The organism is Streptomyces sp. MJM8645 (assembly GCF_001625365.1).
Lineage (GTDB): Bacteria > Actinomycetota > Actinomycetes > Streptomycetales > Streptomycetaceae > Kitasatospora.
Genome location: NZ_LJJF01000001.1, coordinates 3,895,926 through 3,916,246 on the forward strand (window position 1 = coordinate 3,895,926; position 20,321 = coordinate 3,916,246).

A 20,321-nucleotide genomic window follows, 5' to 3' on the forward strand; every position below is an offset into this window, starting at 1 on the left:
TGGTCAGCCGGTGGCGGCGCTGGTCGGCCAGTAGCCGGCCCGGCCGACGACGGGGGGCTGCTGCCGGGGGACGTTGAACTGCTCACCGGGGGCGGTCCAGAAGCCCTCGCGCAGGGACAGCGCCATGCCGGCCCAGTCGAGCGCGGTCTCCACGGTGTGGTTGAGGGCCTCCTGCGACCAGGTGTCGTCGAAGACCAGCGGCAGAACGGGGGCGACCTGCTCGATGGTGGCGATCAGCGGGTTGTGCGTGATGGCCTCGTCGACGAGGAGGACGATCGGCTTCCGCAGCGCCGACGCCCACCCCAGCTCCAGGCTCACCCCGGCCGACAGCGGCGCCCCGACGTAGGCGAACACGAGGTCCGCGGACTGCAGGGCCCGGAAGTCGGACGGCACCCGGGGCTCCGGCGCCTGCCCGGCGACGGTCCAGGCATCACTGTGGTGCGCGCTGTACACGGCGGCACCGCTGCGGAGCAGGGTGGTGCGGAGCGTCGTCAGCCGCGTCCGGCTGGCGAGCGTCACCACACTGTCCGCGGGCCCGGTCAGCCGCATCAGCGGCGCGGCCAGGAACACACGCGCACGCCGGCCCTCGGGGGTCTGTCCGGCGTGCTCTCGCAGGTAGGGCTCACTCATTGTCGACTCCGGGGATAGGTGCCAACCAGGCCGATCGCCCCGTTGGGTGGTGACTATCGGAATGCTGCTGTGCATTCGTTGTGGTCGAAACGAACTAGTCATGGACATGTTGTTTGTGGTGTCCCCGTCTTCCCCCTCCCGCGAGAGGGGTTGGGGAGTGCACTGATCGTCTCTGTCGACCGTCGCCACCGTCCACAGAGCCGTGGTGTCATCTCGATGCCTGGCAGAGAGATGACGCACTGGGGTAGCAGGCCCCCTGGCTTCCGGCATGGGCTTGCGGCATTATGTGGCAGGTTGTTCGAAACAATGGCTGGGTACCCGCGCCAAGTCTTAAACAAAGAGAGGGGGCACCATGTCTCGGATACGCCGGGTGGTGCGATTTGTCCTGGTTCCAGTCGTTGTGGGTCTGGCGCTTTTCATCGGGAGCGGTTCGAGCCCGGCTGACGACACGATCTGGAACATCGGGGTTTCCCACGATGCGGCAGCGCCTCAGACCATGGCGCTGGCCAATGACACGATCTGGAACTGAGACCGCCGCGACGCTTGGTCAGTGATAGCTGTCGGAGTCGGTCGGAATGCTGTTCCGGGCCAATGCGTACCCGAGTTGGAACAGCGACTCGACATTGTGCTCGTCGCGCATCTCGGCCAGGTGCCGCGCGAGCGTCCGTTCGCTGATGCCGAGTCTGCGGGCGATCACCCGGTGGTTCACGCCTTCGAGCATGAGGTCGATGATCGTCTGCCGCATCCCGGAGACCACCTGCTGCGGAACGGCGCGTGCGCCGTCGAAGTCCAGCGCCCGGCTCCAGTTCCGCTCGAAGATCTCGCTGATCAGGTAGCTGATGACGGCCCGATCGTGCACGAAGGCGGCCAGATTGAGGTCCTCGGCGATGGGGATGACCGCGATTCGGCGATCGATGACGATCAATCGCGTGTAGGGCTCCTCCAGCGTCCGGAACCGTCCGCCGGCCTTGGTTATCGTGGCCACGTACTCCCTGGTGGGAGCGTGGTACCGGGTGCTCGGGTGGTAGATCGTCCTGAGCGTGATGCCCAGGCGGAGGGCTTCGAGGTCGCGGGCGAGGATGCCGGTGAGCGCCTCGGACGGGCGCGGCCCGCCGGGTTGGGCGGCGAGGATCTCCTCCGAGGCGCTGGCGACGATCTGCTGCACCCGCTGGTTGATCAGCACCTTTCCCCGCACGTACTCGATCGCGCCGCCGGCCTGCTCCGGTGAGTGGTAGGCGGCCGTCAGGTCGTGGAGATCGGTGGCGAGGGCCGACGCGCGGGTGAGCAGGTCGAGTGCCTGGCGCTGCCAGGTCACGGAGAGGCTCTCGGACAGCTGCTGAGGGTCGACCGCGACGAGGACACCGGGTTCGTCGGTGTCGGCGACCAGAAGGCCTATCGCCACCAACTCCTCCTGGGCCCCGCCCGCCTTGGCGAGGTCGGAGTCCTTCGGAAACCGCCCGTTCTCGCGGATGACCGCCAGATACAGCTCCCGCGCTTCTTTCGAGAGGACGGAGGGCCCAATCGCGGCGGTACCGGGCTGTTCTCGTCCACTCATCTGCGGGCTCCTTGCCGTGGCCGTGTCTGCACTACCTGCCGGGCACCAATACCGGAATCGCAGTGCAGCATGCCAGATCGGGTGGCATCGGTGAGGGCGGCCAGATTTGTTCGACAGCACTCTCTCACCACGATCAAGCCGCCGGCACCCCCCGGGCGGAGGGGAGCCGACGGCCGGAGGTGTTCAGCCAAGTCTCAGCGCTTGGGGCGCCAGACGACCAGGGCGCTGGACTGGGTGGGCGGCTGGTAGGGGACGAGGTCGCGGCGGTAGGAGGCGTGGACGGCGGCCTCGCGCTGCTGGAGGGCGCTGGTGGCGCCGTCGAGGGAGTCGACCAGTTCGCCGATGCGGGACTGGAGCGCGGTGACCTGGTTCTCCAGCTCGATGATCCGCTTGATGCCGGCCAGGTTGATGCCCTCGTCCTGGGAGAGCCGCTGGACCTCGCGCAACTGCTGGATGTCGCGCGCGGAGTAGCGGCGGCCCCGGCCGGCGGTGCGGTCGGGGCTGACCAGACCGAGGCGGTCGTACTGGCGGAGGGTCTGCGGGTGCAGGCCGGAGAGCTCGGCGGCGACGGAGATGACGTACACCGGGGTGTCCTCGGTGAGGACGTACTGCGGCGGGGCGGTGGGCCGCCGGGTGCGGCGGCCGTCGCCCGGCAGGCCGTCGCCGATGCCGGGCAGGCCTTCACCGATGCCGGGGCCGATGGGACTGTTGGGGATCATCTGGTCGTCACGCTCCCTTCGCCGCCCGGAACAGGGCGGCTCGCGGGTCGTCGGAGGCGGTGGCCTCGCGGTACTGCTCCAGGGCGTTCAGCGCGTCCCCGGTGATGTGCCGCGGCACCACGACCTCGACGGTGACGAGGAGGTCGCCGCGGGTGCCGTCCTTGCGGGTGGCGCCCTTGCCGCGGGCGCGCATGGTGAGGCCGTTGGCGCTGCCGGGGGGCAGCTTCAGCTTCACGGCCGGCCCGTTCAGCGTGGGCACCTCGATGGTGGCGCCGAGGGTGGCTTCGGGGAAGGTGACGGGGACGGTGACGGTGAGGTTGTCCCCCTTGCGCCCGAAGACGGGGTGCGGGTCGACGTGCACGGTGACGTAGAGGTCGCCGGGCTGTCCGCCGCGTTCGCCCTGGGCGCCCTTGCCCTTGAGCCGGATGCGCTGGGCGTCCTGAACGCCGGCCGGGATGCGGACCTGCATGGTGTGGGCGGAGCTGGCCCGGCCGCTGCCGTGGCAGTCGATGCACGGGTCGTCGACGATCATGCCGCGCCCGCGGCAGTCCTTGCACGGCTCGGAGAGCGCGAACGCGCCCTGGCCGCGGCTGACGGTGCCGGCGCCGACGCAGGTCGGGCAGACCCGCGGGGTGGTGCCGGACTTGGCGCCGGTGCCGTTGCAGGTGCGGCAGGGGGCCTGGCTGGTCATCCGCAGCGGGACGGTCGCACCGTCGACGGCCTCGTCGAAGGCGAGGGTCACCTCGGTCTCGACGTCGGCGCCGCGCCGGGGCTGGGCCTGCCGGCCGCCGCTGCGGTTGAAGAGTCCGCCGAAGACGTCGCCGAGCCCGCCGCTGCCGGTGTTCTGGCTGCCGCTGAAGAGGTCGCCGAAGTCGAAGCTGTAGCTGCCGTTGCCCTGGCCGGGGCCGCCGGCCCGGAAGCCGCCGTTGGCGAAGAGGCTGCGGGCCTCGTCGTACTCCTTGCGGCGCTTCTCGTCGGACAGGACGTCGTAGGCCTCGGAGATGTCTTTGAAGCGGTCCTCGGCCTTGGCGTCGCCCTTGTTGGCGTCCGGGTGGAACTCGCGCGCGAGCTTGCGGTAGGTCTTCTTGATCTCGGCGGCGGTGGCGTCCTTGGGCACGCCGAGGACCTTGTAGTAGTCCTTCTCCACGTAGTCCTTGCCACTCATGCGTCCACCTCGCTCCGCTCGGCAGCCGCTCCGCGCAACACGCGCCTTTCAACGATTCGCTCGCTGCGCTTGCTCATAGCTGCCGCCACCTCCCGATGTCCATCCTCGCTGCGCTGTCAACAGCCGCTCCACCGGGCGCTGTTGACAGCACGCTGCGGAGTCGGCCGCCGTTCTGGCCGGCGTACGACTCCGCAGCGCACTGGTTGTCAGCTGTCACAGGTTGTCAGCTGTCCGAACCACCGTCGGACTTGTCCGCGTCCCCGGACTTCGCCTCGCCGTCGGGCGCGGCCGTGGTCTGGGTGCCCGGCTGGGGCTCCGCGACGGCGACCATGGCGGGGCGGATGATCCGCTCGCCGATGCGGTAGCCGGGCTGGAGGATCTGCACGCAGGTGTCCTCGGTGACGTCCGAGGAGTAGCTGTGCATCAGCGCCTCGTGCATGGTCGGGTCGAAGGGCTCGCCCTCCTTGCCGAACTGCTGGAGGCCCAGCTTGGCGACGACCGTCTCCAGGGACTCGGCGACGGACTTGAAGCCGCCGGTGACCTCGCCGTGCTCGCGGGCGCGGCCGATGTCGTCGAGCACCGGGATCAGGGACTCCAGGATGTTGGAGACCGCGATCTCGCGGACCGTCAGCCGGTCGCGCTCGACCCGCTTGCGGTAGTTCTGGTACTCGGCCTGCAGACGCTGCAGGTCGGCGGTGCGCTCGGCCGACTCCCGCTTGGCAGTGGCGAGTTCGTCGGAGCCAGCACCGGAGCCGGAGTCGGCGGCGCCGGCTGCGGCGGCCTCCTCGGCGGCCTTGATCACAGCCTCGTCGGCGGCGGAGTCGTCGCCGGGCTTGCCGCCCTGCGGCTTGTCCGTCATGCCGCACCGCCCTTGGGCTTCTCGTCGTCCACGATCTCGGCGTCGACGACGTCGTCATCCTTGGCCTGGGCGGACTCGCCGGCCGGGGCGGCGGCGTCGGCGTTGGCGTACAGCGCCTGGCCGAGCTTCTGCGCGGTGGTGGAGACCTTCTCCGAGGCTTCGCGGATCTTCGCGATGTCCTCGCCCTTCAGGGCCTCCTTGAGCTCGCCGATGGCGGTCTCGACCTCGGCCTTGACGTCGGCGGGGAGCTTGTCGGTGTTGTCCGCGATGAACTTCTCGGTCGAGTAGACGAGCTGCTCGGCGGAGTTGCGGGTCTCGACGGACTCGCGGCGCTTGTGGTCCTCCTCCGCGTACTGCTCGGCCTCGCGCATCATGCGCTCGATGTCGTCCTTCGGCAGCGCGGAGCCACCGGTGACGGTCATCTTCTGCTCCTTGCCGGTGCCGAGGTCCTTCGCGCCGACGTGCATGATGCCGTTGGCGTCGATGTCGAAGGTGACCTCGATCTGCGGCAGGCCGCGCGGCGCCGGCGGCAGGCCGGTCAGCTCGAACATGCCCAGCTTCTTGTTGTACGCCGCGATCTCGCGCTCGCCCTGGTAGACCTGGATCTGCACGGACGGCTGGTTGTCCTCGGCCGTGGTGAAGATCTCGGAGCGCTTGGTCGGGATCGTGGTGTTGCGCTCGATCAGCTTGGTCATGATGCCGCCCTTGGTCTCGATGCCGAGGGACAGCGGGGTGACGTCGAGCAGCAGGACGTCCTTGACCTCGCCCTTGAGGACACCGGCCTGGAGCGCGGCGCCGATGGCGACGACCTCGTCCGGGTTGACGCCCTTGTTGGCGTCCTTGCCACCGGTCAGCTCGCGGACGAGCTCGGCGACGGCGGGCATGCGGGTCGAGCCGCCGACCAGGACGACGTGGTCGATCTCGGAGAGCGAGATGCCGGCGTCCTTGATCACGTTGTGGAACGGGACCTTGCAGCGCTCCAGCAGGTCGGAGGTGAGCTGCTGGAACTGGGCGCGGGTGAGCTTCTCGTCCAGGTGCAGCGGGCCCTCGGCGGAGGCCGTGATGTAGGGCAGGTTGATCGAGGTCTCGGAGGACGAGGACAGCTCGATCTTGGCCTTCTCGGCGGCCTCGCGCAGACGCTGCAGGGCCATCTTGTCCTTGGACAGGTCGACGCCGTGGCCGGCCTGGAAGACCTTGACCAGGTGGTCGACGACCTTCTGGTCCCAGTCGTCACCACCGAGGTGGTTGTCACCGTTGGTGGCCTTCACCTCGACGACCCCGTCGCCGATCTCCAGCAGGGAGACGTCGAAGGTGCCGCCGCCGAGGTCGAAGACCAGAATGGTCTGGTCGTCCTTGTCGAGGCCGTAGGCCAGGGCGGCCGCGGTCGGCTCGTTGACGATGCGCAGGACGTTGAGGCCCGCGATCTCACCGGCCTCCTTGGTGGCCTGGCGCTCGGAGTCGGAGAAGTACGCCGGGACGGTGATGACGGCGTCGGTGACGGTCTCACCCAGGTAGGCCTCGGCGTCCCGCTTCAGCTTCTGCAGCACGAAGGCGCTGATCTGCTGCGGGTTGAAGTCCTTGCCGTCCAGGTTGATCTTCCACCCGGTGCCCATGTGGCGCTTGACCGAGCGGATGGTGCGGTCGACGTTGGTGACCGCCTGACGCTTGGCCACCTCGCCGACCAGGACCTCGCCGTTCTTCGCGAAAGCGACGACGGACGGCGTGGTCCGCGCGCCCTCGGCGTTCGTGATGACGGTGGGCTCGCCACCCTCCAGAACGCTGACGACCGAGTTCGTCGTACCGAGGTCGATGCCGACCGCGCGTGCCATCGTAAATACCTCCACGGAAGAGTTGAGCTTTACAGGCTCAAGGATGCACGACCGGGTGGGTGCCGTCAACAGGGATGAGTCGCTGCCACTCAACTTTGCTGAGCGGTCCACCCCCCGCGGCCGCGGCGACTGCCCGTGGCCTCGATCGTGGCCGTGGTCCTGGCCGTGGCGCGTGTGGTGCCACGTGACTGCCGCCATAGCTTGGGAACCTTCTGGAGGACTGGTGGCGGGCGGTAATGTCCGGGCCGTCGGCCCGGCAAGTTACCGACGAGTACAATTCGTTCCACGCAAGACCGTTCAAAGACCGCTCAACAGCAAGCCGCAGGAGACGGAGAGCCGATGCAGCTAGCAGCGATCGTCATCTCGCTGGTCACGTTCGTGATCGGCACCGCGCTCGCCGCCCGTGCGGCGCTGTACATCTACAAAGTGGTGCGGACCGGCCAGCCGGACCCCACCCGCTTCGGCCGGCCCGCCCAGCGGGTGAAGACCGTCGCGGTCGAGTTCATCGGCCACACCCGGATGAACCGCTGGGGGATCGTGGGCATCGCCCACTGGTTCGTCGCCGTCGGCTTCTTCAGCCTGGTGCTGACCATCGTCAACGCCTTCGGCCAGCTCTTCGACGCCGAGTTCGCGCTGCCCATCATCGGCCACTGGATGCTCTGGCAGCTCTTCGTCGAGCTCGTCGGCACCCTCACCACGCTGGGCATCGCGACGCTGATCGTGATCCGGCTGCTCAGCCTGCCGTCCCGGTCCGGCCGCAAGTCCCGCTTCGCCGGCTCGATCGCCTGGCAGGCCTTCTACGTCGAGTACACGATCCTCGGCATCGGCCTGTGCATCCTGATGCTGCGCGCCCTGGAGGGCGCCCTCAACGGCGTCGACTCGTACGGGCCCGAGCACCTGGTGTCGTACCCGCTGGTCTCCGCCCTCAGCGGCCTGTCGCACGGCACGCTGGAGAACCTGATCTACCTCTTCGCGATGCTGAAGATCTGCATCTCGTTCGCGTGGGCGACCACCATCGGCATCAACCCCTCGATGGGCGTGGCCTGGCACCGCTTCCTCGGCTTCTTCAACATCTACTTCAAGCGCGAGGAGGACGGCGGCACCGCGCTCGGCGCCCTGCGCCCGATGACCAGCGGCGGCCGGCCGATCGACTTCGAGGACCCGGCCGAGGACGCCGTCTTCGGCGTCTCCCAGGTCGAGCACTTCTCCTGGAAGGGCATCCTCGACTTCTCCACCTGCACCGAGTGCGGCCGCTGCCAGTCGCAGTGCCCGGCCTGGAACACCGGCAAGCCGCTCTCGCCGAAGCTGCTGATCATGAGCCTGCGCGAGCACGCCTTCGGCAAGGCGCCCTACCTGCTGGCCGGTGGCGGCAAGGACATGGAGGGCGAGGAGAAGGCCACCGCCGAGCAGCTCAAGGACGTCCCGGCGGCCGCCCTGGCCGAGGCCGAGCGCCCGCTGATCGGCACCGCGGAGGAGAACGGCGTCATCGACCCGGACGTCCTGTGGTCCTGCACCACCTGCGGCGCCTGCGTCGAGCAGTGCCCGGTGGACATCGAGCACATCGACCACATCGTCGACATGCGCCGCTACCAGGTGATGATCGAGTCCTCGTTCCCGACCGAGGCCGGGACGATGCTCAAGAACCTGGAGAACAAGGGCAACCCGTGGGGCATGGCCACCAAGGCCCGCCTGGACTGGGTCAAGGAGCTCAAGAAGGAGACCGGCATCGAGGTGCCGGTGATCGGCGAGGACATCGACCCCGCCGAGGTCGAGTACCTCTACTGGGTCGGCTGCGCCGGCGCCCTGGAGGACCGCGCCAAGAAGACCACCAAGGCCTTCGCCGAACTGCTGCACACCGCGGGCGTGAAGTTCGCCATCCTCGGCAAGGAGGAGTCCTGCACCGGTGACTCCGCCCGCCGGCTGGGCAACGAGTTCCTCTTCCAGATGCTCGGCGCGCAGAACGTCGAGACGCTGAACGCGGCCCTGGAGGACGCGCCGGTCAAGCGGATCGTCGCCACCTGCCCGCACTGCTTCAACACCATCGCCAACGAGTACCCGCAGCTGGGCGGCCACTTCGAGGTCATCCACCACACCCAGCTGCTGCAGCACCTGATCGACGAGGGCAAGCTCGTCCCGGTCAACCCGGTCGAGGGCCTGATCACCTACCACGACCCCTGCTACCTGGGCCGCCACAACAAGGTCTACAGCCCGCCGCGCGAGATCATGGACAAGGTCCCCGGTCTGCGCCAGCAGGAGATGCACCGGCACAAGGAGCGCGGCTTCTGCTGCGGCGCCGGCGGTGCCCGGATGTGGATGGAGGAGCGCATCGGCAAGCGGATCAACACCGAGCGCGTGGACGAGGCGCTGTCCCTCAACCCGGACATCGTCTCCACCGCCTGCCCGTTCTGCCTGGTGATGCTCTCCGACTCGGTCAACGGCAAGAAGAACGAGGGCGCCGCCAAGGAGCACCTGAAGGTGGTCGACGTCGCCCAGCTGCTGCTCGACTCGGTGAAGGCGACCCCGCCGGCCGGCGCCGAGGAGCCTGCGACGGTGGACGCGTAGCGTCCTCTGTTCGACAGTTCTGCTACAACTGCCCGGCCCGGTGGTCACCGCGAGAGCGCCCGCCGGGCCGGGCTTTTGGGGGGCCGGGACGGGCCGGACCGGGGGTGGATCCGGGGCGGGACCCGTAGGGGAGTGGTGCCAATCGCACGGCCGCCTGAGTGTCCGCCCGTTGGGAGGAAATACAGTAGGCGGCAGACCGGCCTCGCGCCGGTCGACCCGTTCCGGACGGCCGGACGGGTCCAGACCACCGACGGAGGTATCGGCCCGCCGGGCCGGGGCCGCAGAGCACAAGGGGAACAGCGCAGACCATGACCGAGGCGATCATGCTGGTCGGTGGTAAGGGCACGCGACTGCGTCCGCTGACCACCCACACCCCCAAGCCCATGCTGCCGGTGGCGGGCGTCCCCTTCATCGCCCACCAGCTGGCCCGCGCGGCCGCCGCCGGCGTCACCCGCGTCGTGCTGGCCACCTCGTACCTGGCCGAGGTCTTCGAGGACCACTTCCAGGACGGCACCCCGTACGGCATCGAGCTGGTCTACCTGACCGAACGCGAGCCGCTGGGCACCGGCGGCGCGATCCGCAACGCGGCGTCCGGGCTGACCTGCGGCCCCGACGAGCCCGTGCTGGTCTTCAACGGCGACATCCTCTCCGGCGTCGACATCGCCGCCCTGCGCGACGGCCACGTGGCCGCCGGGGCCGACGTCACCCTGCACCTCACCCGGGTCGAGGACCCGCGCGCCTTCGGCCTCGTCCCGACCGACGCGAACGGGCGGGTGCTGGAGTTCCTGGAGAAGCCGGAGACGCCCGAGCAGATCGTCACCGACCAGATCAACGCCGGCTGCTACGTCTTCACCCGGTCCGTCATCGACCGCATCCCGGCCGGCCGCGAGGTGTCCGTCGAACGCGAGACCTTCCCCGAGCTGCTGGCCACCGGCGCGCTGCTGCGCGGCGTCGTCGACACCTCGTACTGGCTCGACCTCGGCACCCCGGCCGCGTTCGTCCGCGGCTCGGCCGACCTGGTGCTCGGCAAGGTCGACTCCCCCGCCGTCCCCGGCCCGACCGGCGACGCCCTGCTGCTGCCCGGCGCCACCGTCCACCCCGGCGCGGTGCTCAGCGGCGGCACCGTGGTCTCCGCGAACGCGGTGGTCGAGGCCGGCGCGATCGTCGAGGGCAGCGTGATCCTGCCGGGCGCGGTGGTCGGCCCGGAGACCCTGGTCAAGGACTCCATCGTGGGCGCCTTCGCCACCGTCGGCGCCCGCTCGGCGCTGGACGGCGCGGTGATCGGCGACGGCGCGATCGTCGAATCCGACAACGAGCTGCCGAACGGCATCCGGATCGCCTGCGGCACCCTGCTGCCGGTCGGCGCGGTCCGCACCTCGGCCGGCCCTGGCGGCTGCCCGGCCGGCACCGCCGCGGCCGCCGCGGTGCACGGGCCCTCGGTCAGCGCGCAGCGGTAGGACCCGGGCCGGGCCGGGCCGCTGGCGCCGTCGGCGGCAGGATTTCGGCCGCGTTCGTCTCAGGCTCGCTGCAAACCGGCCCCGGCTCCGTCCAGGCCCCACGCGGATTGGGCCGGACGGGTACCGTCAGAGCGTGGCTGGTAATCGATACGACAGCGGGCAGGGCGCCGACCCCCACGGCGGGTGGGCGCCCCCTCCGCCGCCGGCGGGGCCCGGGGGGCACGGGCAGACGGACGGGCCGGAGTACTTCACGGCCCCGCACCGGGGCGTGGCCGACGGCCCCGACGGCACGCCCGGAGGCCCCGGCGCCCCGGGCCCGCAGGGCGGCTACGACCCGTACGCCGCCGACCGGCCCGGCGGCACCCGGGCCTTCCCGACCGGCGACCCGTACGCGCAGGAGCCGCCCCACCACGGGTACTACGACCAGGGCCAGTACGGCGGACACCCCGGGTACCCGCAGGCGGGGTACGGCGCCGAGGGCTACGACCAGGGCTACGACCAGGGCGGACACCCGCAGGGCGACGGCTACGGCCAGGACGGTTACGGGCCGCAGCAGCAGCCGCCGTACGGCCAGGACAACGTCACCGTCTACCGGGCCGGCGGCCAGTCCGCCCCGCACGTCGCCGGGCCCCGCCCGCACTGGCGCGAACTGCTCATCGGCATCTTCCGCGCCCCCACCGCGACCTTCGACCGCGCCCGCGACCACCAGGTCTGGCTGCCCGCCCTCACCGTCTCGATGCTGTACGGCGCGCTCGCGGTGCTCGGCATCGGCCTGACCCACGACGACATCGTCGACTCGACCTTCACCGTCGCGCTGACCGGCATCGCCGCCGCCGCGATCGGCTTCGCCGTGGCCGGAGCGCTGTTCGGCGGTGTCACCTACGCGCTGGCCCGCCAGCTCGGCGGGGACGGCCCGTGGAAGTCGACGGTCGGCCTGGCCGCGCTGATCGGCTGGCTGACGGACGCGCCCCGGCTGCTGCTCGACCTGGTGCTGCCCTCGGGCAGCGCGGTCGTCCAGGTCGCCGGCTGGGCCACCTGGGCGTTCTGCGCGTACCTGCTGACCAGCATGGTCCGGCGGGTGCACGACCTGCCCTGGGGCAAGGCGGCCGCCGCCTCGGCGGTGCAACTGCTCGCGCTGCTGGTGCTGATCAAGCTGCCGACCCTGGGCTGACGGCCGGAGGGCACAATGGTGGACGGATCCCGGTCAGGCCGGGGCCCGTCCACCCTCTTCACCCCCTCAGCCTTCACCCCCTCGCCCCTCACTCCCTCACCCGTTCCACGTCACCGGAGCCAGGAATGACCCTCCCCACCACGCACGTCAGCTTCCCGGCCGGGGCGGTGACCGGCGAGTCGACGGTGATCGCGGTGCACCCGCTGGGGGACGGCCGGCACGCCGTCGTGACCGGGGCCACCCCGTTCCACCCGCTCGACCACACCTGGCCCGACCAGCCCGCCGACCTCGGCACCCTCACCGTCGACGGCACCGAGCTGGCCGTCGTCGACTGCCTCACCGGCGCCGTCGGCCCGGACGGCGGAACGCCGCTGGCCGGCGCCGACATCCCGGTCCGGCGCGGTGACGAGGAGTGGTCCTGGCTGGTCCTGCACGTCGTCGACGCCGACCCCGGCGACCTCGTCGGGCGCACCGCCGTCCTCGCCGTCGACGCCGACCGCCGGGCCGCCCTCAGCGCCTCGCACAGCGGCTGCCACCTGCTCGCCCTCGCCCTCAACGAGGCCCTCGCGCCGCGCTGGCGCAAGGACCCGGGCCGCTCCGACGCCCTCGGCCACCCCGACTTCGACAGCCTCGCGATGGCCACCTCGGTGATGGACACCGAGGCCAGCACCGACACCTACCGGCTCGGCAAGTCGCTGAAGAAGAAGGGCTTCACGGCGGACGCCACCGACGAGCTCCCCGCCCTCGCCGACGCCCTGCCCGCCCTCACCGAGGCCGTCAACACCCGGCTCGCCGCCTGGGTCGCCGCCGACGCCCCGGTCCGCATCGAGGTCCCCGGCCCCGAGCTCACCGCCCGCCGCCAGTGGCACTGCGAGCTGCCCGAGGGCGGCGCGCAGATCTTCTGCGGCGGCACCCACCTGCACCACCTCGGCGAACTCGCCGAACTCCGCACCGAACTGCGGCTCTCCGAGGACGGCACCGAACTGGTCGCCGTCACCCGCCCCAAGCGGGCCTGAGCACGCGGGAAACGCGACGGGCGGCGGCCCCTCGTCCGTCATCGGCGAGGGGCGGCCGCCCGTGCTGCGTGCGCTCCGCCCGGATCAGACGTCGGTGCGGTGGAAGTTCATGAACGAACGGGACGGCGTCGGGCCGCGCTGGCCCTGGTAGCGCGAGCCGTACCGCTCCGAGCCGTACGGGTGCTCCGACGGCGAGGAGAGCCGGAACAGGCAGAGCTGCCCGATCTTCATCCCCGGGTACAGCTTGATCGGCAGCGTCGCGACGTTCGACAGCTCCAGCGTCACGTGACCGTTGAAACCGGGGTCGATGAAGCCGGCCGTCGAGTGCGTCAGCAGGCCCAGCCGGCCCAGGCTCGACTTGCCCTCCAGCCGGGACGCCACGTCGTCGGGCAGCGAGATGACCTCGTACGTCGAGGCCAGCACGAACTCGCCCGGGTGCAGGATGAACGCGTCGTCGCCCTCGGGCTCCACCAGCCGGGTCAGGTCCGGCTGCTCCTCGGAGGGGTCGATGTGCGGGTAGCGGTGGTTCTCGAACACGCGGAAGAAGCGGTCGAGGCGCACGTCGATGCTCGACGGCTGGATCATCGCCGGGTCGAACGGGTCGACGACGACCCGGCCCAGGTCGATTTCGGTCCGGATGTCCTTGTCAGAGAGCAGCACGCTTCGAGGTTACGTGCACGACAGGGCCCCGGACGAATCCGCCCGGGGCCCGTTCCGTCCTCGCGTCGACCGTCAGGCCAGGAACTCCGCGGCCTCCAGCCGCAGCGCCCGGTCCAGTTGCGGCGCCGACAGCTCCCGCACGTCGGCCAGCACCGAACTCCTCAGCCGCCCGCACTGCGGACAGCGGATCAGCCGCCCGGGCCCGAGCCGGCCCGGACCGAGGTTCTGCATCGGGAACGTGGTGGTGCTGAACAGGTGCCCCTCGGCACAACGAACGACGGCGCGCTGCTCCATCGATCCCCTTCCCATCCCTAACCCAGTACTCACCCGTACTCATCGCGCCCCGCGGGACCTCGCCCCGGGACAGCGTCACATTAGGGGATGCTCCGGACATTCCACACCGTGGCTCGCCGCCCCGAACCCACCCGCCGGAGCACTCGTACGCGGCCCACACAGTACGCCCCCACCCACCCCCACCCGCCCCACCACTCCCCGGGCGGGCCGTGCAACCACAGTCGCGAATGGGGTACAGTGACACTGGATTGAGCGGTCTCTGACGGCTCATCAGGCGGGCGTAGTTTAATGGTAGAACATGAGCTTCCCAAGCTTAGAGCGCGAGTTCGATTCTCGTCGCCCGCTCCATACCGAGAGCCGCAGGTCATCTGACCTGCGGCTCTCGTGTTGTCCGGACCACTTCGGGTCCGTTGTGCCGGATCCGTGTGCGTGGAGGGCCGGCCGTAGTTCGATCGGGTTCGCACCGTTGTTTCCGTCGCGCGCGGTAACGCATGGTGGATCAATCGGATACGGGCTGCCCGCGGCCCTGTTGTCTCATGGGGCTGCGCGGGCGGCGGTTGCCTGACAGGGGAGGACGCGGATGATCAGGGTTCTGTTAGCCGAGGACATGGCCATGGTGCGCAGCGCGCTGATGGCACTCCTCGCGTACGAGGACGACCTGGAGGTCGTCGCGGACGTCGAACGCGGTGACCTGGTGGTGCCGACGGCGCTGCGGGTCCGGCCGGACGTGGCGGTGCTCGACATCGACATGCCCGGTCTGGACGGGCTCCGGGCCGCGGCCGAGTTGCACGACAAGCTTCCGACGTGCGGGACGCTCATCCTGACCGGGCTGGCGAGACCCGCGCATCTGCGCAGTGCGATGTCCGTTCACGTGCTCGGGTTCCTCGGGAAGGACGCCCCGGCCGAGGAACTGGCCGCGGCGATCAGGAAGGTGGCCGCTGGCGAGCGCGCCATCGACCCGGAGCTGGCCCTCGCCGCCCTGGGGGCGCGCGAGAACCCGCTGACGCCGAGGGAGTTGGACACCCTGCGGCTGGCCGCGGAAGGTGCCTCCGTCGCGGAGATCGCCGCCCGGCTGTTCATTTCGGCGGGAACCGCCCGCAACCATCTGGCCGCCGCGGTGACCAAGGCCGGGGGGCGCAGCCGGGTGGACGCCATTCGGATCGCCGAGGAGATGGGCTGGCTCTCCGCCGGCCCTCGCCCCTCATAGGGCCCCGGACGCAGGGGTCGAACCATCGGAAGTTCGGAAAGCCGGACCGGAAGTTTTCTTCGTCAAATTCCGGAGGCCGACGTTCGGTTATTCCGCACAAGTGTGGTCCCGGTATTCGGGCGGCCTTTTGGCTGCGATGAATTCCATGGAACGCCCCATGCGATTCGCATGGATGTGTCCATGGGTTGTCCACGTCCAGACCCTCCCGGCCGGGCCGCCCAGCAGACTCGGTGGCCCGTTGACCTGGGGTGGAGCCTCCGGAGCCGCCGCCGGAGCGCTGTCCGGACGCCGCCGGAGGTCCGGGCGGGCAATGTGGATCTGGCTAGGCTCGCGGTAAATGAGGGCAGGGCGCCACATCGAGGAGGGGATTCCCGTTTTCTCTCGGACTGCGGATTCCAGCGATCCGGAACAGGCCCATTCCACTTCGGAGCCGGACCTGGCGGTGCGGCTCGACGGGGTGAGCAAGGTGTACGGGCGCGGAGCGGGGGCCGTGCATGCCCTGCGCGAGGTGTCGATGGAATTCCGCCGAGGCGGGTTCACCGCGGTGATGGGGCCCTCGGGGTCCGGGAAGAGCACGTTCCTGCACTGCGCCGCCGGGCTCGACCGCCCGACCTCCGGGCAGGTCCGGCTGGCCGGCCTGGAGCTGGGGGCGCTCGGCGACACCGAGCTGACCGTCCTGCGCCGGCAGCGGATCGGCTTCGTCTTCCAGTCCTTCAACCTCCTGCCCTCCCTGACGGTCGAGCAGAACGTCACGCTGCCGTTGCGACTGGCCCGGCGCCGGGCGGACCGGGCCTGGCTGGGGGAGATCCTCGACCGGACCGGCCTCGCCGACCGGGTGCGGCACCTGCCCACCCAGCTGTCGGGCGGTCAGCAGCAGCGGGTGGCGATCGCCCGGGCCCTGGTCACGCGACCCGAGGTCGTCTTCGCGGACGAGCCCACGGGCGCCCTGGACAGCACCACCGGTACGGAGGTCCTGCGGCTGCTGCGGCACGTCGTCGACGGACTGGGGCAGACCGTGATCATGGTGACGCACGACCCGGTCGCCGCCTCCTACGCGGACCAGGTGTTCTTCCTGGCGGACGGCTCCTTCGCCGAGGCACTCGCCAACCCCTCGCCCGAACAGGTCGCGGACCGGATGACCCACCTGGGAAGGCGCTGAACGGCATGCTCCTACTGGCCTGGCAGACGGTGCGCGCCCGCAAGGCGGGCTTCGCGGGTGCTTTCGCCGCACTGTCGTTCGCCCTCGTCCTGACCGCCGCGTGCGGCGTCCTGCTGGAGTCCGCCCTGCGTGCGGGCACCTCCACCGAACGCTACGCGGCGGCCCCGGTCGTGATCGGCGGCTCGACCCGGATGGCCGACGTCGATCCGCTGATCGGAAAGTTGGCCGCACTGCCCGGCGCCGGGACCGTCACCCCGGAGGTCTCCTTCCCCGCCGCCGTGATCACCGGATCGGGGCAGGTCCTCTCCGGCCCGCAGGGCGGGGCGTCCCTCGGGCACTCCTGGACCAGCGCCGTCCTCGCCCCCTTCCACCTGACCTCCGGTCACCCGCCGACCGGCCCCGACGAGGTGGTCCTCGACGAGGCGACGGCCGCACGCGGCGGGCTCCGGCCCGGCGACCCCGTGCGGCTGGCCACCACCACCGCCCCCCGTGCCTACACGGTGTCCGGACTGGCCTCATCCCCACGGGAGTTGGCCCGCCAGAGCGTCCTCTTCTTCAGCCCCGACCAGGCGGCCCGGCTCGCGGGCACCACCAAGGGCGCGGACGCGATCGGCATCACGGCACGGGACGGGGCCGACCCGCAGGCGCTGGCCGCGCAGGCCGATCAGGTCCTCGCCACGGCCTTCCCGGCCACCGGGGCGGAGCTCTGGTCCGGGCCCGAGGTGAGCACCGGCGACCAGCGGGGCGAGCGGGAGTTCTCGGGCGCACCCGGGCCCGGGGACGGCCTGGCCTCGCTCGCCGGGACCGTCGGCATCCTGTCCCTGTTCATCTCGGCGTTCGTGGTGGCGGGAGCGCTCGCGCTCACCGTCCGGCAACGCCTGCGGGAGATGGCCCTGTTGCGGGCGGTGGGCGCCACTTCGGGACAGGTGCGGCGGATGATCGCGATGGAGACGCTGGTCCTGAGCCTCGGCGCCGCGCTGGTCGGATGCCCGGTCGGGGTCGGCGTCGCCTCGCTGCTCCGCGGCGTACTCGTCGACCACGGTGTGGTCCGCTCCGACGTCCCGCTCCACGTCGGGCCCACCGCACTGCTGACCGTCGTCGGCGTGGTCGTCGGCACCGCGCAACTCGCCGTGTGGGCCTCCGCGCGCCGGGCGTCCCGGGTCGAACCGACCCAGGCTCTGCGCGAGTCCGCTGCGCCCGCGCCGCGGATCGGCTGGGTGCGTACGGTGCTCGGGGCCGGGACGCTCGCCGTGTGCGCCGTGGTGCTGTCGTCCTCCACGGGCAGCCGGAGCGGGGCGGGCACGGCCGAGAGCATGGTCCTGCTGCTCCTCCTGGGGGTGGCGCTGCTCGGACCGGTGATCGGGCGGGTCGCCAGTGTGGTGATCGGTGGACCGGTGGGCAGGCTCTTCCCCGTGGCGGGGTTCCTCGCGTCCGCGGCCCTGCGCGCCCAGCCCCGCCGCTTCGCCGCCGCCGTCACCCCGCTGGTGCTGGCGGTGGCCTTCACCAGCACGGTGCTGTTCGTCCCCGGCGTCAAGGCCCAGGCCGCCGCGGCCGAGGACGGTCGAAGGCTGCGGGCCGACCACGTGGTCCAGGCCGACGGTGTCGGGCTCCCCCCGGACTTCGTCGCCGCGGCCCGCCAACTGCCCGGCGTCACAGCGGTCAGCGGGGTCGTACCCGCCACGACCATGGTGTCCAACGCAACGCCCGGCACCGTCGGCTCACGGGGCGTCAGCGCCAAGGTGGTCGATTCCGCCGCGCTGTCCGAGCTGCTCGATCCCGGGGTCACCGCGGGCTCGCTGGCCCAACTGCGCGGGGACGGCGTCGCGCTGGGGCAGCGCTCGGCCTCCGGACTCGGCGCCGGCGTCGGCACCAAGCTCCGGATCGGCTGGATGGACGGCAGCGAGAGCACCGCCACGGTGGTCGCCGTCTACGACCGCGACCTGGGGTTCGCCGACGCCCTCCTCCCCACCGAGTTCGCCGCCGCGCACACACCGGACCCCCTCGCGCCGACGGTCCTGGTCCGCTCCGCCCCCGACGCCGACCCCCAGCAGGTCGGCCGGGAGCTCCAAAGCCTCACTGCCGCCTACCCCATGGCCCGTACGAGCGACCGGGCCGCGTACGACGAAGCCCGCAGGCACCGGCAGGAGTCGGCCACGGCCGTCGGCCGGCTGCTCCTCGGCATGATCAGCCTGTTCACCGCCATCGCCGTCGTCAACACCCTGGTGATGGCCACGACCGAGCGGTTGCGCGAGTTCGCCCTGCTGCGGCTGGTGGGCACCACCCGCCGTCAGATCCTGCGCATGATGGCCTGGGAGGGGGGCATCACGGTCGGCGTGGCCCTCGCCCTCGGCGCCGCGGTCACCGCCGCCGTCCTGGTGCCCGTCAGCCTCGCGCTCACCGGCTCGGCCTGGCCGTCCGTACCCGCGGCCTGGGCGGCCGCGGTGCTGGGCGGGGCGGCTCTGCTGGGTCTGGGCACCGTGCTGCTGACCACCCGGCTGGCGCTGCGCAGGGAGCCGGTCGAGGCCATGGGACTCCGGGAGTAGCGGGCGCCGTGCGGTCGTGGCCGTCGCCGCCGGGCTGACCGCGCGGCCACGACCGCACGGTCAGCCGGCCCTGGACGTCGTCTTGGTCGGCGGGGCCGCGATGACCGCCGAGAGGTGGAACCAGCCGGTCTCGCCCTCCTCCGCGGTCAGCCGTCCCCCGACGGCGAGCAACCGCTCCGTGAGGTTGCCGATGCCCCGGCCGCCGCCCGGCTCCGCCGGGACGCCCTCCGCCAGGACGCCGTCGTTGGACACCACCAGGCTCACGTCGCCGAGTTCGCCCCTGACGGCCCGGATCTCGCAGCGCCGTGCCGCGCTGTGCCGCAGCATGTTGGTGACGGCCTCGCGCGCCACCGTCGCCAGTACGGCGTCGTGCTCGGGCGGCAGGGTGCCGTAGGCCAGGTCGACCTCCACGCTGATGCCGGCCGCCCGCAACGCCGAGGCGGCGAAGCGGGTTTCCCGCGCCAACGACATCTGGAGGTCGCCGCTGGAGATCCACCGGGTGTCGGACATCGCCTGTCTCACCATCGCCAGCACCTCGGAGATCTCCGCCCGGGCGCGCCGCGGGTCCTCCAGGACGGTCCGCTCGGCGATCTGGCACTTCAGTGCTGCCACGGAGAGGCTGTAGCCGAGCAGGTCGTGCAGGTCCCGGGAGAAGCGCAGCCTCTCCTGGTCCACGGCGCGCTCCGCCAGCTCGGTGCGGGCCGCCCGCAACTCCGCGGTCATGTCGGCCAGTCGGGCCACGCCGTAGACGACGATTCCGCCCGCGGCCGTGGAGACGCTCGCGTTGAGGCACTGCCCGACGTCGTCGCCCAGCGCCGCGTAGATCGGGTACTGGCCCGCCACCAGCAGGGTGAAGAGGATCCAGGACCTGGGTGCGGCGACGGTCAGGAGCATCGATCCGGCGAACGACCCGGGGATGCCGACCCACGCCCCGTCGAAGACCAGGAACGGCAGGTAGGTGATCACTCCGTGAGCGAGAAGGCTCCACGGCCACCACGGCCGCCTGTGGCGCCACGGGCCGGCGTGCAGGAGCTGAAAGCCGAGCAGGACCAAAAGGACTGTGATGGCGGCCAGTTGGTACGAGAAGCCGTCGCGGTTGCGGATGGTGGCCACGACCGAGGCGGCGAAGAACCCGAGGGCCGCCATGACCACGATGCCCTTGGCGAGGCGGGACAGGGGATCTCTCGGGGTTGGCCGTTCGCCTGACGACTCCGAGTGGCGATCGTCGCCCAGTCGGTACGCACCGTGACCCAATGAGAGCTCCCGAAAAGCGACTTGACCCGCCATGGGCGCACAGAAGGCCCGTCGTTTACCTCAAGGACCCCCCGTGCTTCCGACCGTGAGCATAGTTCCCGTCGGAAACCCGCCGTTGACATTCGACCCCGGCCTTGAAATCTGAGGCTCAACGCCGGTTGCCCCTGCCAACTCCCCCTGGGCTTCGTGCCGATCGGCCCTCGACGGGTCGGCCGACGGCTCGGACAGGTGGTGCGGCGGT

General features: G+C 71.1%; 15 protein-coding genes, 1 tRNA gene and 1 pseudogene. 8 read left to right on the forward strand and 9 right to left on the reverse strand.

Annotation, left to right across the window (positions count from 1 at the left end; translation table 11 throughout):
• Window positions 1–3: 3 nt before the first annotated feature.
• The 6 genes from A6F73_RS16695 to dnaK all read right to left on the reverse strand — a co-directional run bounded on the left by A6F73_RS16695 (window position 4) and on the right by dnaK (window position 6,757).
• Complete coding sequence (locus A6F73_RS16695) at window positions 4–630, reverse strand: hypothetical protein (RefSeq protein WP_063348539.1); 627 nt, start codon at window positions 628–630, stop codon at window positions 4–6.
• A 547-nt stretch (window positions 631–1,177) separates the two neighbouring features.
• Window positions 1,178–2,185 (reverse strand): helix-turn-helix domain-containing protein, encoded by a 1,008-nt coding sequence (locus A6F73_RS16700; protein WP_063348540.1) that lies wholly within the window; start codon window positions 2,183–2,185, stop codon window positions 1,178–1,180.
• 194 nt (window positions 2,186–2,379) lie between these two features.
• Entirely contained in the window at window positions 2,380–2,904 is a 525-nt protein-coding gene (locus A6F73_RS16705) for a helix-turn-helix domain-containing protein (protein WP_079135744.1), read from the reverse strand.
• A gap of 7 nt (window positions 2,905–2,911) precedes the next feature.
• The gene (gene dnaJ / locus A6F73_RS16710) at window positions 2,912–4,069 is read right to left on the reverse strand and encodes a molecular chaperone DnaJ (protein WP_063348541.1); all 1,158 of its coding nucleotides are present in this window, start codon (window positions 4,067–4,069) and stop codon (window positions 2,912–2,914) included.
• Window positions 4,070–4,292: 223 nt separating this feature from the next.
• Window positions 4,293–4,928 (reverse strand): nucleotide exchange factor GrpE, encoded by a 636-nt coding sequence (gene grpE, locus A6F73_RS16715; RefSeq protein ID WP_063348542.1) that lies wholly within the window; start codon window positions 4,926–4,928, stop codon window positions 4,293–4,295.
• Window positions 4,925–6,757, reverse strand: a complete 1,833-nt coding sequence (gene dnaK / locus A6F73_RS16720) for a molecular chaperone DnaK (protein ID WP_063348543.1) — start codon at window positions 6,755–6,757, stop codon at window positions 4,925–4,927. Before dnaK ends, grpE begins: the two co-directional genes overlap by 4 nt.
• A 339-nt stretch (window positions 6,758–7,096) precedes the next feature.
• Between dnaK and A6F73_RS16725 the strand changes: the two genes are divergently transcribed.
• The 4 genes and pseudogenes from A6F73_RS16725 to A6F73_RS16740 all read left to right on the forward strand — a co-directional run bounded on the left by A6F73_RS16725 (window position 7,097) and on the right by A6F73_RS16740 (window position 12,963).
• On the forward strand, window positions 7,097–9,319 hold the full coding sequence (locus A6F73_RS16725; protein ID WP_063348544.1) for a (Fe-S)-binding protein: 2,223 nt from the start codon (window positions 7,097–7,099) through the stop codon (window positions 9,317–9,319).
• Window positions 9,320–9,627: 308 nt separating this feature from the next.
• Window positions 9,628–10,701 (forward strand): annotated as a pseudogene (locus tag A6F73_RS16730) (NDP-sugar synthase); the annotation flags it as partial.
• Window positions 10,702–10,909: 208 nt separating this feature from the next.
• Entirely contained in the window at window positions 10,910–11,947 is a 1,038-nt protein-coding gene (locus A6F73_RS44030; protein ID WP_159398472.1) for a Yip1 family protein, read from the forward strand.
• Window positions 11,948–12,072: 125 nt separating this feature from the next.
• Window positions 12,073–12,963, forward strand: coding sequence for a hypothetical protein (locus A6F73_RS16740; protein WP_063348547.1), 891 nt, complete (start codon window positions 12,073–12,075; stop codon window positions 12,961–12,963).
• Window positions 12,964–13,047: 84 nt separating this feature from the next.
• Here A6F73_RS16740 and dcd read toward each other — a convergent pair whose 3' ends face one another.
• Both dcd and A6F73_RS16750 read right to left on the reverse strand, forming a co-directional pair.
• On the reverse strand, window positions 13,048–13,623 hold the full coding sequence (gene dcd, locus A6F73_RS16745) for a dCTP deaminase (protein ID WP_063348548.1): 576 nt from the start codon (window positions 13,621–13,623) through the stop codon (window positions 13,048–13,050).
• Window positions 13,624–13,695: 72 nt separating this feature from the next.
• Window positions 13,696–13,917 (reverse strand): hypothetical protein, encoded by a 222-nt coding sequence (locus tag A6F73_RS16750; RefSeq protein WP_079135746.1) that lies wholly within the window; start codon window positions 13,915–13,917, stop codon window positions 13,696–13,698.
• A 274-nt stretch (window positions 13,918–14,191) separates the two neighbouring features.
• Here A6F73_RS16750 and A6F73_RS16755 point away from each other — a divergent pair.
• From A6F73_RS16755 to A6F73_RS16770, 4 genes are all read left to right on the forward strand, one after another.
• Window positions 14,192–14,265 (forward strand) — tRNA-Gly (locus tag A6F73_RS16755).
• Between the two features lie 232 nt (window positions 14,266–14,497).
• Entirely contained in the window at window positions 14,498–15,124 is a 627-nt protein-coding gene (locus tag A6F73_RS16760) for a response regulator transcription factor (RefSeq protein ID WP_063348550.1), read from the forward strand.
• Between the two features lie 436 nt (window positions 15,125–15,560).
• Window positions 15,561–16,283, forward strand: a complete 723-nt coding sequence (locus A6F73_RS16765; RefSeq protein ID WP_063351265.1) for an ABC transporter ATP-binding protein — start codon at window positions 15,561–15,563, stop codon at window positions 16,281–16,283.
• Window positions 16,284–16,288: 5 nt separating this feature from the next.
• A complete protein-coding gene (locus tag A6F73_RS16770) occupies window positions 16,289–18,826 on the forward strand; it encodes an ABC transporter permease (RefSeq protein ID WP_063348551.1) in 2,538 nt (845 codons plus the stop codon).
• Between the two features lie 60 nt (window positions 18,827–18,886).
• On the opposite strand, the gene A6F73_RS16775 is transcribed toward A6F73_RS16770, so the two are convergent.
• A complete protein-coding gene (locus tag A6F73_RS16775; RefSeq protein WP_159398473.1) occupies window positions 18,887–19,972 on the reverse strand; it encodes a histidine kinase in 1,086 nt (361 codons plus the stop codon).
• Window positions 19,973–20,321 lie beyond the last annotated feature (349 nt).